Here is a 12959-nt window from a genome sequence, read left to right as displayed (position 1 = left end):
CTGTTCGTACTAGTCACTCCAAAGTATTTAATGGGCGCTCATCAAATGATTGTGCAAGTTTTTAATATTTAAAGATTAAACACAAAAGTAAAAACAAACGCGGCGATGCCGACCAGAGACCCCAAAAGACTCTTGCTGCTTTTCGATTTCTTATCCATCAAATAATACAAAGCAAATCCGACACTGATCACAAAAGGAATCGCAAGCCCCACGAGTTTCGGTAGGGTCGTTCCGGCGGAACCGGACACTGTGATCTGCATCACCAGTGTATCGGGCAGAATCAAAAAGCCCACGATAACAAATGCCAGCGAAATGATGATAACCGCGATTGCAAAAATCTGCTTGCCCGTTATTTTCATGATGGAACCGCCTTTCCTTTATACGTTTTTGCCTTTATGCAAGTCCGAAAAATGAAAACGCGTTGTTAAAAGAGACGTCCTGCACTATTTTCCCGATGTATTCAATATCATCCGGAATCAGACCCTTTTCCATTTGTTCGCCGAGCATGCCGCATAAGATCCGTCTGAAATATTCATGGCGGGTGTAGGAGAGCAGGGAACGGGAATCGGTCAGCATGCCGATGAAACGGGGCAGTAAATAAAGCCCCGAGAGTGTTTTCAGCTGTTCGCGGTTGCCCTCGAGCGTATCGAGGAACCACCACGCCGCGCCGTATTGCACTTTCCCTGGTATGCCGTCGCCGCAGAAAGTTGCCGCGAGTGTTGCCAGTGCCTGCGTGTCTTTGGCGTTGAGATTATAAAGAATTGTCTTCGGCAGATGTCCTGCTTTTTGCAGTGCATCCAGATAAGTCGCCAGCGGGCGGATGTAGTTACAATCATCCACCGTGTCAAATCCCGTATTTGCTCCGAGGCGCGCCATCATGGTTGTGCTCACATTTCTCAGTGCGCCGATATGCAGCTGCATGACCCAGTTCTTTTTATGATACAACTCTCCAAGGAACAGATATAATTCTGAACGAAATTGCATGATCTGTTCAGCCGTCAATTTGCCGCCGGATAATGCGGTTTTAAATGCGCCGTCTGCTCCATTCGGGTCAAAATCGGGGATTTCCAGGGAAATATCACTGGCCCTACAGCCGTTTGAATCAAAGAAATCGGCGCGTTTTGCAAGCGCAACGCAGAGGTCTGTAAAGCTATTAATATTTACACAGGAAGCATCGGAAAGCGTTTCAATATATTCAATATAATCAGGTTTGTCGATCTGAACGGCACGGTCCGGTCGGAAGGTCGGAAGGACCTTTGTTGCAAAATCAGAGGCGGACAGTTCGATATGATAACGCAGATCGTCGGCGGGATCGTCGGTGGTGCAGATGGCGGTTACGTTCGAAAGGCTGACGATATTCCGGGGGAGCAGTTCGGGTGTGCTTAACCGTTCATTGCATTCCCGATAGACAAGCTCGCAGTTTGAAACCGTGAGTGGGTAATCAATATCGAAATAGCGGGACAGTTCCAGATGTGTCCAGTGGTACAGCGGGTTGCCGATCGCATGCTGGATTGTATCTGCCCATGCATGAAATTTTGTAAAGTCATCCGCCTTGCCGGTAATCATAGCTTCATCGACGCCGTTGATACGCATGGCACGCCATTTATAGTGATCGCCGCCAAGCCAGAGACGGGTGATGTTTTCATAGGGTTTGTTCTCCGCCAATTCTTTGGCTTCAATGTGACAATGAAAGTCGAAAATGGGCATTGCCGCAGCATAACAGTGGTATAAATCCTGCGCCTGCGGCGAAGATAAAAGAAAATTGTTGTTAAGAAATTCCATAATATTTCCTCCAACCATGGACATAATACGCCTGAGGTGATGACGATGCCGTCAAAAAAGACAAAATCAAAACAAACTCAAATGCAAAAAAATCAAAAGAATGATACGCAGGGATCTACCGGGAAGTCGGCAAAACAAAATGACAGACCGACTCAGGGAACTGACGAGTCTTAGGAATCCAAAATGATCGTCACGGGGCCGTCGTTTTCGATACCGACGTTCATGTCAGCGCCGAAGACGCCGGTCTGTACATTTTTTACGCCGTTCTCGCGTAGTTTATGAACAAATTGCTCATAGAGCGGTTCGGCAATTTCGGGACGTGCGGCTGCGATAAAAGACGGACGGTTCCCGTGCGAAGCATCAGCGCAAAGCGTAAAGTTGGAAACAACGATAATCGAACCGCCGATATCCTGCACTGACAAATTCATTTTATCGTCACTGTCGCAAAAAATTCGCATTGCGGCGATTTTTTTTGCCAAGAAGTCCGCATCGGATGATGTATCGCCGTCCGCAACTCCCAATAACACCAGCAGACCGCAATCGATTTTGGCGGCGGTTTTTTCTTCTATTTTAACATTTGCGCTGCTGACGCGCTGGATGATTGCCCGCATAATTACTTTTTAACAGCCGCTAAAAGTTGCTCGACGCGGTCTGTTCGTTCCCAGCGGACATCAAGATCAGTTCTGCCGAAGTGACCGTAAGAGGCGAGCTGCTTATAAATCGGTTTACGCAGATCAAGCTGCTCGATGATCGCAGCGGGCCGGAAATCAAATACGTTTTCGACAGCTTTAGCGATCACGTCGTCACTGTATTTTCCTGTGCCAAAGCAATCGACTGCAATCGACACGGGGTTAGCGATGCCGATGGCGTAGGCAATTTGAATCTCACAACGTTTGGCAAGACCTGCCGCAACAATGTTTTTAGCAGCCCAACGAGTGGCATATGCAGCGGAACGGTCGACTTTTGTCGGGTCCTTACCTGAGAAGGAACCACCGCCGTGGCGGGCATATCCGCCGTAGGTGTCGACGATGAGTTTTCTGCCGGTCAGACCGCTGTCCCCATGCGGACCGCCGATAACGAATCGTCCGGTCGGGTTAATTAAAAATTTCGTATTGTCATCCAAAAGATTGGCGGGGATGGTCTCTTTGATTACGTCGCGGATGATGTCTGCGCGAAGTTGTTCAAGCGAGACTTCTTCCGCATGCTGTGCCGAGACGACCACGGTGTCAATACGAATCGGTTTTCCATCCTCAAATTCGACTGTGACCTGTGTTTTTCCATCCGGTCTGAGATAGGGAAGAATTCCGTTCTTGCGTACAAAAGTAAGCCGTTTCGCAAGCTTGTGAGCCAGCATAATTGAAAGCGGCATCAGTTCCTCGGTCTCGTCGCAGGCATAGCCGAACATCATGCCCTGATCTCCTGCTCCGATCTCAACGCCGCGGCTGACGCCGAGTGCGATATCGGGGCTTTGCTCATCGATGGTGCTTAAAACAGCACAAGTGGTGCCGTCAAAACCGTATTTGGCACGGTCATAACCGATTTCGACTACGGTCTCACGGGCAATTTTGGGAATGTCCGCATAACAATCGGTAGAAATCTCGCCCATGATAAACAGTACGCCTGTGGTGCAGCAAGTCTCACAAGCGACTCTTGCGCCGGGATCAAGCGCGATGATTGCATCGAGCACGGAATCGGAAATTTTATCGCATATTTTATCGGGATGTCCTTCAGTGACTGATTCAGATGTAAAAAACGTTCTTGCCATATATATACCTCCCGCCTAACGGCATTGTAATATTATAACACATTTAGGGCTTTCGTCAAGATATTATAAAAGCATCGAAAGTTCCGCCAAATCCTGTACAACGATGTCCGGTTTAAATTCGGAAGCTTTTAAATCCGCCACATTCGTTTCGCCTGAAAGCACGAGAATTGAGGTCACATCGGTACCGCAGGCAATTGCAATATCGGTATAAAGACGGTCGCCGACCACAGCCAGTTCTGACGGTTTGCAGTCCATACGTCTCAGCATATATTCCAGCGCGTGATGCGACGGCTTTCCGAAAAATTCGGGAACAACGCCGGTGGAAGCCGTAATCAGCCGCGCCATGGAACCACAGTCGGGGATAAATCCGTTTTCGACCGGGCAGTTGAAGTCCGGATTGACTGCCAAAAACGGTTTTCCGGCACGGATCAGATCGCACCCGACCACCAGTTTGTGATAAACCAGTTCGGTGTCAAATCCCAATACGACCAAATCGGCGTCCTCGGTCAACTTGATCCCCGCGTGGATAAAATCATTTTTCAATAATTCTGTGCCGATCACATAGACGCTTTTTCCGGGGTATTCGCGCTGGATATATTCGATAATGACCTCATTGGAAATCAACATCTTGTCGGGCGTTATATCAATCCCCATCTTGTGCAGTTTTTCAATGTAAGCGGCGGCGTTTTTGGAAGAGTTGTTTGTAAAGAAAACAAAGTCGCGGTTGGTTTCTTTGACATTATTCAAAAAAGCTGGAGTAAAGTCAAACAGCTTGTCACCCAAATAGATTGTGCCGTCCATATCTAACACAAAATATTTGATTTTTTTTAAGTCTTTCATATCAATATTCCTCCTCGAAAAAGCGTTTTGTACGCTCTGCGGCCTGTTTGCTCATGCCTTTAACTGCTGTAAGATCTTCAATGCTTGCCGCCGCGATGGCCTCTATGGTCTTGAATTTATCCATCAGTGCAGTAATGCGCTTTTCGCCTACGCCGGGGATATTGGCGAGCACCGATGCGGTAGTACGGCGAGAACGGCGTTTGCGGTGACAGGTGATGACATAGCGGTGAACTTCCTCTTGAATCGTGCTGACCAGTGTAAAAGCGCCCCGGGCGGATTTGATCTCGATCTCGTTCCCGTGTTCGTCGACGAGTGCGCGGGTGGTGTGGCGGCTGTCTTTGACCATACCGAGCACGGGGATGTCGTCCAACTCAAGTTCCGCAAGTGCATCTTTGACCGCGCCGACTTGTCCCTGACCACCGTCTGCTAAGATCAGATCCGGCTTTGCAGAGAAAGCGGGATCGTTGGCAGGATGATTAATATATCGCGTGTATCTGCGTTTCACGGCCTCCCGAAGCGAGGCATAGTCATCCTGTCCGGTAAAACTCTTGATTAAAAACTGCCGGTAGTGGGATTTTTGCGGCTTACCGTCTATAAATACCACCATTCCCGCAATGTTGTCTGCGCCCGCAGTGTTGGAAATATCATAGGATTCGATGTAGCACAGCGTTTCAATACCGACCAGCTTTGAGAGTTCGCTTAACATTCCGCTCTCACGTTGTTTTCCGGTAATCTGCGTCAGCTGTTCAAAGGCGTTGTTGGCGGCCATCTGAATCAGCCGAACGCCTTCGCCTTTCTGCGGAACAGTGATCGCCACTTTTGAACCGCGTTTTTGAGAAAACAGTTCTTCCAGCAGGTGTTTGTCTTCACAGTCGCCGTCGATAAAGATCTTTTTGGGAATTTCCTGCTTGTTGGCGTAATACCCGAGTAAAAAGTCGGCGCGCAGTTGAGAAGCCTGTGTATTTTCCGAAGCGGTGTCATCGATAAAAAAGTTTTCTTTATTGGAAATTCGGCTCTTTCGAATCGACAATACGGCGAAACAACATTGGGTGCTGCCGCGTGTCAGTCCGAAAACGTCCGCCTCGGCGGTGGTCGTATCAATCACGCTCTGGGTTTTTCGGATATTTTTAATTGCATTCAAACGGTCGCGCAAAGTGGCTGCTTTTTCAAAGTCAAGCGTCTCCGAGGCCTGTTCCATCTCTTTGGTCAGATTTTTCACGATGTCCCGATCACCATCGCGCAGAAACTTTTTTACCTCTGAAATGATTTCGGCGTGGCGTTCGGGAGAAGCGTTCCCGCGTTTGCACGGTCCGTAGCATTGTTTAATGAAATAATTCAAACAAGGCCTTCCGGTGTCTTTTTCGCCGAATACGCGGTTGCAGGTCGGCAGTCCGAAAATTGCGATGGCCTGATCGACCATCAGATGTACGGTATAGCTAGACGGGAACGGCCCGATGTATTCGCTGCCGTCGTCCTCCTGTCGGTGAACGGCAAGGATTTTAGACCAGGGCGGGGGCGTAATCTTGATAAAACTGACGCCTTTGTCGTCCTTGAGCAGGATGTTATATTTCGGGCGGTATTGCTTGATCAGATTCAACTCCAGCAGAAGCGCTTCGAATTCGCTGGTGGTGACGATGTAGTCGAAATCGTCGATGTTGGAAACCAGTTTGATAGTCTTGGATGTCAGATTCCCGAAGCTGTGAAAATATTGATTGACCCGGTTTTTTAACAATTTTGCCTTGCCGATATAGATGATGTTCTTGCTTGAATTTTTCATGATATACACGCCCGGCTGCAGCGGCAGACGAGCGGCTTTGTCCCGCAGTGCGGGAATATTCTCATTCAGGTCAAGAAAAGGATCGATCATGTTTTACTTTTCGGCTGTCAGGTGGTACTCACCACTCGGCAGCGTTACTGCATATTCGGAATCGGCGGTTTTTGTCGTAAAGTTAATCAGCTTGCCGTTTTCGGACAGCTTTCCGATATAGGAGGCGGGCAGATAAAGCGTCGCTTCGCAGCAGACCGGGACGTTGATATCAAGCGTCTGTTTGCCGTCTTTGTTTGTCCAGCGGCAGGTGACCTTGCCGTACATGCTCTCGTATTCGGCGTTTGCGAATTCTAGTCCGCAGTCGATCGCGGGACGCAGAATCGTATGGCTGAATCCCGGTCTGGTCTCGTCCGGCGAGATACCGCCGACGTATTTATACATAAATGCCGAAAGATCGCTGAACATGTGGTGGTTGTGGGAACCGCCGCCGTTCCAGCATTCCCAGAGCGTGGTTGCGCCGAGATCAATCCACTGCTGACAGCCGGGGAAGGTGCGCTGCGCCAACATCTTGAAGCCGAGATTACCTTCACCCATCGCGCCGAGGGTATGCATCACATATTTACAGCCGAGCAGTCCGAAATCGACGTGGTCGTCGTCGCGGTGTATTTGTTCAACCAGTTTGGCTAATAACACGGGGCGATCTTCAGGTTCAGCGATTTCTTGGAACAGCATTGCAGCAGTTGAGGTTTGACAGTCGCCGGCTACCGTGTGTGTGGCTTCATCATAAAACTTCTTTCGGAATGCCGCCTTGATCTTACCGGCCAGTTCGGTGTAGTATTTTTCATCTTCGGGTTTACCGAGCAGTTTTGCCATCTTGGAGAGTTTCAGCGCGGCGTCATAGAAACATCCGGTATCTGAGACGGCGGTAGGACATTTGAACGAGGACATATTAATTGAAATCGCCGGGCCCTCGAACGGCGCGCACCAGTCGCCGAGACCGTAGTGTACGGTATAATCGTCGCTCATGCTTTCCATATAAGAGCAGTGCCGTTTGATGGCTTCATAATTCTTTTCAAGGATATGGCGGTCGTTGTTGTACGTATAAATCGTCCAAGGGATATCGGTCAGACCCATTGACCAGTCGGGGCCGTTCATGCTGTTATATCCCCATCCGGTAGACGGCACGACGCAGGGGATTTGTCCCGCAGGCCGCTGAGAGGTGCGCATGTCATCAAGCCATTTGGAATAAAACGCCTGCGCGCCGAAGTTGATCAGAATTTGTTCGGAAGAAGCCGCGCCGTCGCCCGTCCAGCCGTTTTTCTCGCGGTGCGGGCAGTCGGTCGGGATTGATTCACAGTTTGAGAGCGTCGACCACCGGCAAAGATGCTGAACCCGGTTCAACAGTTCGTCGGAGCAGTCGAAATGCCCGGTTTCGTTGAATGAGGTGTACATGGTCAATCCGACTACATCATCGAGTTTGGGTTCGTAATCGATACCGGAGATTTCGACGTATTGGAAACCGTGGTAGACGAAAATCGCCTGCCAGACTTCCTCGTTGTCGCTTTTCTTGATATATTTATCGGTTTGGAAACCATGGCTTCTGATGAATCCGCCGATGGCGGCCAGATTGATGGTTCTGTCCGGGTTGAGGATATCGGTGTATTTCATCGTAATCTCGGTGCCTGCGGGGCCGCGCAGTTTGAAGCGGGCGACACCGGCCTGATTCTGGCCGATATCGAACACCCAGCCGGTCTCGGTTTTCCAAAGCTTAACGGCAGGGAATTCGTGATGGATTTTAATGGGCTGAAGATTCATGCCGATCAGCTGTCCGCCGGGTCCGCGGATGATCTTGGAATTCTGCCAAGCCCCGTCATCATATCCGATCTCGGTCCAGTTACCGAGTTCTTTTCGGGCGTCGTAATGCTCGCCGTTACGGATACCGTTGAAATAAATTGGACCGTCGCTGGATTTCCAGTCAGTGCGCGAACAGATCGTTTCAGCCGTTCCGTCTTCATAAGTGACGTGCAGTTCTGCGATCATCTTCGGAAAGTGCCGCCAGGTGGCCTGTTTGGTGTTCCAAGGGTCGTCCGCGAAGCAGTTGTACCAGCCGTTGCCTAAAATCACACCGATGGCGTTCTCTTTCGAGAGCATGTCCTTGACATCGTAGGTGTTGTACATCACCGTCTCGTCAAAGCGGGTGAACGGCGTGGAAAGCACGTCGTCCCCGACTTTTTTACCGTTCAGATGCGCCTCGAAGTAACCGAGTCCGCAGATCAACAAAAACGCTTCTTTAACGGGCTTGGCAAGTTTGAATTCATGGCGCAGATAAGCGGCTTTGAGTGCGGAATTTTCGCGGTCAGCCGCTTTTTCACCCTTTCCCATAAAATCAGCGGTAATCCAGTTGGCATCCCACGCAGTGCCGAGTTTTCCGGTTACGAAGAACGTGGATTCGCTTGTGACGGTCTCGCTGTTTTCTTTTGTGACAGTCACGTTCCAAAAACAACGATGTACGGGCGGAAGCTTTTTACCCTGATATTCTATATGCAGTGTGTCATCCGTAACAATTTCGCCGCTGTCCCAGAGATTTCCGATGCCTTTTTGTAAAAGTGCGGCTTCGGAAGCAACCCGAATGCGGCAGGACTTTTGAACCGCACCGCGGCAGTCGGCGGCGAGTTTATAAGAAAATCTCGGGGTCTCGTCCAGCCCGAGCGGATTCTTGAGATAGTTGATCGTCAGATCATAAACTTTTGTGATACCCATAATAAAGATGTCCCTTTCAGAAAGTGATAAGTTTATTTTAACCGTTAATTTGTCCGGGGTCAATACCGCTTGACAGGTTTTATGGAAGAATATATAATGCAACTGAACATCCGTCTTTTGCCAACGCAACGAATTGGAGTGCCTTTTTTGACTTCATTATTGATTTTTATTGAGAGAGTTATTTGACTGATAAATACGGCGTTGTTAGGTGCATAGATTTTATAAATTTATTTAAAGTTAAAATATATAAATATTTTGCTTGGGGGTTTTGAATTGTATAAATCAGCCGTTGGAATTTTTCTTTCAAATATTTTTATGACTTGGCTGGTATTATTAAATAATGAAGGTCCGGGTTGGGAAGTGCCAGTGGACACAATGGGAAAAATAGTGCTAGCTTCTATTTTAATTATCTTAGGATATGTTTTTGCATTTATTACATTATTTATTAATCTAAAACATATAAAAATAAATTTTCCGGCATTTAATTTATTCTATTTCATTAACTTATCTTTATCATTAGCATTCTTTGTTTTTCTTACTATTAAAGAAGCATATTTAGGTCAGTTTTGGATACAAGATTTTAACAACATTATTTTCATTATTGTTACGTTAGTTATAAATATATTTTTAATAACAATTATTACTTTATCAAGATATAAGACACACACCACCACAACAAAACGACAAAAGATAATAATTTTGTAGATAAGGCTTTTTCTTAAAAAACGAAAATAGAAGAAATATTCAATATAAAGGAGTTTATTATGAATTACACCATCCAAAACGCAAATCTTAAAGTCGAAATTTCCTCGCTGGGCGCAGAGCTTCAGTCTATCAAAACCGCGGACGGTGCCGAATATCTCTATGACGGTTCCGGCCCGTGGAACGAACGCGCACCGATTCTGTTTCCGGTTGTCGGCCGTCTCAGAAACAACGAATATACCTATCGCGGAAAGACCTATACGATGGACATCCACGGATTCGCCCGCAAAAAAGAATTTACAGCAAAACAAGAAAGCGACACGAAAGTCATTTTCACGCTCTGCAATGATGAGGATACTTTGACAAATTATCCGTTCAAGTTTCGGTTTGACATCACATACGAACTGGAAGGTGGTACGCTTTCGGTCAAATTTGACGTGAAAAACACCGGAAAAGAGGAGATGTATTTCTCGGTGGGCGCCCACGAAGCCTACTGCTGTCCGCTTACAGATGATGAAAAATTTGAAGATTATCAAATTATCTTTGAGAAAAAAGAAACGGCAAACAGGCGGCTGGTTGAAAAGCAGCTGTTTACCGGCGACAGCAAGCCGATTTTAGTGAATTCCGAGGCGCTGCCTTTGAATTATGACGATTATGCGGTGGATGCAATCTTCATGTCTGATCACACGTCCAGAAAGGCCACGCTGATCGGAACGAAGAGCAAAAAGGGCGTCGAAGTCTGTTTCCCGGGCTTTCCGATGCTCGGAATATGGACAAAGCCAAAGGCTTATGCCAAATATATCTGTATCGAGCCGTGGTACGGCATCGGAGATTCGGTCAATCACAACGGCGATTTGACCGCCAAAGAGGGCATCATTAGCATGGAAGCAGGGAAGACTTTCACGCTTACACATACCATCCGTCCGTTTTAAACGAAGTGCCACTCTGAGGATATAAAGGTGTCATTCTGAGCACAGCAAACAATCTCGGACAAAAATAAAAAAAGCAAAAATCCCGCGGTTAATGGTAACCGCGGGATTTTTATTCGGACTAATTATTGATTCAATGACCCGACATCCGGCAGGGAATTAAAGCCCTTCTGGAGTTCTTCGTCGGACGGAATATAATCGACCATATTGCCTTTACGGAATTCGCTGTAGGCGTTCAGATCGAAATATCCGGTGCCGGACAGGTTGAAGACGATGGTCTTGGCTTCTCCGGTCTTTTTGCATTCAAGCGCTTCGTCGATGGCTGCGCGAATCGCATGGGAGGATTCCGGTGCCGGGAGAATCGTCTCAACCTTAGCAAAAAGCGTGGCCGCTTCAAAGACCTTGGTCTGGGTGACGGAGCGGGCCTCGTCGATGATACCGTCGTGATAGAGCTGGCTGATGATCGGGGACATGCCGTGATAACGCAAACCGCCGGCGTGGATGGACGAGGGGACAAAGCCGCTGCCGAGGGTATACATCTTTGCAAGGGGGGTGATCTTGCCGGTATCGCAGAAGTCATAAGCAAATTTACCACGGGTCAGCGAGGGGCAGGAAGCTGGTTCGACCGCAATAATTTTGTAATTCGTTCCTTTTTGAATCTTTTCGCCCGCAAACGGTGCAATAAAACCGCCGAGGTTGGAACCGCCGCCGGTACAGCCGATCAAAACGTCCGGTTTGATGTCGTATTTATCGAGTGCGATTTTGGTCTCGAGACCGATGACCGACTGGTGCAGAAGAACCTGGTCGAGCACCGAACCGAGGACATAACGCATATTATCGCCGGTCACGGCTTTTTCAATCGCTTCGGAAATCGCCATGCCCAGAGACCCGGTGGTGTTGGGATCATCGGCCAGCATCTTTTTGCCGATTTCGGTGGTGGTACTGGGGCTGGGATAAAGAGAAGCGCCATAAGTTTCGATAACAGCTTTGCGGAACGGTTTCTGTTCACTGCTGCATTTGACCATATATACGGTCAACGGCATTTTAAAGTATGCGCAGGCCATCGAAAGAGCAGTGCCCCACTGACCGGCGCCGGTCTCAGTGGTCAGGCCTTTAACGCCCTGTGCTTTCGCATAATAGACCTGTGCGGCGGCAGAGTTCAACTTGTGGCTTCCGGAGGTATTGTTGCCCTCAAATTTATAAAAGATTTTTGCCGGTGTGCCGAGTTCTTTTTCGAGGTTATAAGCCCGAATCAGCGGAGACGGACGATAAAGCTTATAATACTCATAGATCTCTTCGGGCAATTCGATGAAACGGTCGGTCGTGTTCAGTTCCTGTTTAGCCAGTTCTTCGCAGAAAATCGGCGAAAGCTGGGCAGGATCGGTGATGGGTTCAAGCGTTGCGGGATTGCGCAGAGGTGCATGTTGGGTTTTCATGTCTGCACGAAGGTTATACCATGCCTTGGGCAGTTCATTCTCACTCAGATAAATTTTGTTCGGGGTTTCAGACATTTCAATTTCCTCCTAAAATGATTTTTGAACCGCCCTGTGATTGTCATTTGATACAGGAAGAAATCAATTTGAAAACAATAAAAAAGACCTCTATCCCGTACTATGGGACAAAAGCCATGCTTCTGCGGTGCCACCCAATTTGACATTGTAACAATGTCCGCCTCTTTGATATGCAATCACATATCTTTGCAATAACGCTGCATCGCGTCAGCGCCTACTTTTTGCATTTCGGGCTGCCCTCGCAAGTCCATTCACTCGTGTGCCTCATGTCGTTTCGCATCAACCAACGACTCTCTGAATTTCGGCAACAGCGGCTACTTCTCTCGCTCAACGGTTTCGCGGCTGTTCAATTGCGATAATTGTAACATCGCAAAAAGAAAAAGTCAACACTTTTAAAAAAATTATTGCACTATGCGGTTATTAACGCTATAATGAGCTGAAATTCTTAAAAAATCCCCCTTGAAAGGAAAATAAAATGTTTACAGAATCAAAAACGAGGCAGCCCCTGACGGCAATCATCATCGGCGCGGGACATCGGTCTCTCACTTATGCGTCATATGCGCAGGAAGCTCCCGAAAAATTGAAAATAGTCGGTGTGGCTGATCCGAATCCTCTGCGCCGCGCACAGGTTCAAAAACTCTATAATCTGCCTAACGAAGCGCTTTTCGAATCGGCGGAAGCCCTTGCCACCGTGCCGCGTTTTGCCGATGCCGTGATCAACGGTACAATGGATCAACAGCATGTCGCCACTTCACTCCCGCTGTTAAGAGCAGGTTATCATATGCTGCTCGAAAAACCCTTTGCGATCGACGAGGCAGAGATGTGGAAATTGGTTCAAGCCGCACAGGAAAACAAGCGCCTTGTGATGATCTGTCATGTATTGCGCTATGCGCCGTTTTATG

General features: G+C 48.0%; 11 protein-coding genes and 1 other annotated feature. Of the genes, 3 read left to right on the top strand and 8 right to left on the bottom strand.

What is annotated here, in order from left to right; genetic code table 11:
• Nucleotides 1-68: 68 nt before the first annotated feature.
• The 7 genes from PK629_07045 to PK629_07015 all read right to left on the bottom strand — a co-directional run bounded on the left by PK629_07045 (nucleotide 69) and on the right by PK629_07015 (nucleotide 8915).
• Nucleotides 69-359, bottom strand: a complete 291-nt coding sequence (locus tag PK629_07045; GenBank protein ID HOP11229.1) for a hypothetical protein — start codon at nucleotides 357-359, stop codon at nucleotides 69-71.
• A gap of 34 nt (nucleotides 360-393) precedes the next feature.
• Nucleotides 394-1782 (bottom strand): glucuronate isomerase, encoded by a 1389-nt coding sequence (uxaC, locus tag PK629_07040; GenBank protein HOP11228.1) that lies wholly within the window; start codon nucleotides 1780-1782, stop codon nucleotides 394-396.
• 170 nt (nucleotides 1783-1952) lie between these two features.
• Nucleotides 1953-2393, bottom strand: coding sequence for a D-aminoacyl-tRNA deacylase (gene dtd, locus PK629_07035; protein HOP11227.1), 441 nt, complete (start codon nucleotides 2391-2393; stop codon nucleotides 1953-1955).
• A gap of 2 nt (nucleotides 2394-2395) precedes the next feature.
• Entirely contained in the window at nucleotides 2396-3547 is a 1152-nt protein-coding gene (gene metK / locus PK629_07030) for a methionine adenosyltransferase (GenBank protein ID HOP11226.1), read from the bottom strand.
• A 63-nt stretch (nucleotides 3548-3610) separates the two neighbouring features.
• Nucleotides 3611-4387, bottom strand: a complete 777-nt coding sequence (locus tag PK629_07025) for an HAD-IIA family hydrolase (GenBank protein HOP11225.1) — start codon at nucleotides 4385-4387, stop codon at nucleotides 3611-3613.
• A 1-nt stretch (nucleotide 4388) separates the two neighbouring features.
• On the bottom strand, nucleotides 4389-6254 hold the full coding sequence (uvrC, locus tag PK629_07020) for an excinuclease ABC subunit UvrC (protein HOP11224.1): 1866 nt from the start codon (nucleotides 6252-6254) through the stop codon (nucleotides 4389-4391).
• A gap of 3 nt (nucleotides 6255-6257) precedes the next feature.
• Nucleotides 6258-8915 (bottom strand): family 78 glycoside hydrolase catalytic domain, encoded by a 2658-nt coding sequence (locus tag PK629_07015; protein HOP11223.1) that lies wholly within the window; start codon nucleotides 8913-8915, stop codon nucleotides 6258-6260.
• Between the two features lie 273 nt (nucleotides 8916-9188).
• Between PK629_07015 and PK629_07010 the strand changes: the two genes are divergently transcribed.
• Nucleotides 9189-9620 carry a hypothetical protein gene (locus PK629_07010; protein HOP11222.1) on the top strand — a complete coding sequence of 144 codons (432 nt, stop codon included), beginning with the start codon at nucleotides 9189-9191 and terminating at the stop codon, nucleotides 9618-9620.
• A gap of 59 nt (nucleotides 9621-9679) precedes the next feature.
• Complete coding sequence (locus PK629_07005; GenBank protein HOP11221.1) at nucleotides 9680-10549, top strand: aldose 1-epimerase family protein; 870 nt, start codon at nucleotides 9680-9682, stop codon at nucleotides 10547-10549.
• 122 nt (nucleotides 10550-10671) lie between these two features.
• On the opposite strand, the gene PK629_07000 is transcribed toward PK629_07005, so the two are convergent.
• Entirely contained in the window at nucleotides 10672-12057 is a 1386-nt protein-coding gene (locus PK629_07000) for a TrpB-like pyridoxal phosphate-dependent enzyme (GenBank protein ID HOP11220.1), read from the bottom strand.
• Between the two features lie 100 nt (nucleotides 12058-12157).
• Nucleotides 12158-12397 (bottom strand) — a binding site (T-box leader).
• Nucleotides 12398-12532: 135 nt separating this feature from the next.
• On the opposite strand from PK629_07000, the gene PK629_06995 reads away from it, so the two are divergent.
• On the top strand, nucleotides 12533-12959 hold a 427-nt coding region (locus PK629_06995), incomplete at its 3' end, for a Gfo/Idh/MocA family oxidoreductase (protein HOP11219.1).

The organism is Oscillospiraceae bacterium (assembly GCA_035380125.1).
Lineage (GTDB): Bacteria > Bacillota > Clostridia > Oscillospirales > JAKOTC01 > DAOPZJ01.
Note: the sequence above shows the minus strand (reverse complement) of the source record. Positions and strands in the feature narration are given on the sequence as shown.

Coding starts and splice junctions, on each gene's coding strand:
- dtd (HOP11227.1), bottom strand. CDS start 2,393: ATGCGGGCAATCATCCAGCGCGTCAGCAGCGCAAATGTTAAAATAGAA.
- PK629_07025 (HOP11225.1), bottom strand. CDS start 4,387: ATGAAAGACTTAAAAAAAATCAAATATTTTGTGTTAGATATGGACGGC.
- PK629_07015 (HOP11223.1), bottom strand. CDS start 8,915: ATGGGTATCACAAAAGTTTATGATCTGACGATCAACTATCTCAAGAAT.
- uxaC (HOP11228.1), bottom strand. CDS start 1,782: ATGGAATTTCTTAACAACAATTTTCTTTTATCTTCGCCGCAGGCGCAG.
- uvrC (HOP11224.1), bottom strand. CDS start 6,254: ATGATCGATCCTTTTCTTGACCTGAATGAGAATATTCCCGCACTGCGG.
- PK629_07045 (HOP11229.1), bottom strand. CDS start 359: ATGAAAATAACGGGCAAGCAGATTTTTGCAATCGCGGTTATCATCATT.
- PK629_07005 (HOP11221.1), top strand. CDS start 9,680: ATGAATTACACCATCCAAAACGCAAATCTTAAAGTCGAAATTTCCTCG.
- PK629_07000 (HOP11220.1), bottom strand. CDS start 12,057: ATGTCTGAAACCCCGAACAAAATTTATCTGAGTGAGAATGAACTGCCC.
- metK (HOP11226.1), bottom strand. CDS start 3,547: ATGGCAAGAACGTTTTTTACATCTGAATCAGTCACTGAAGGACATCCC.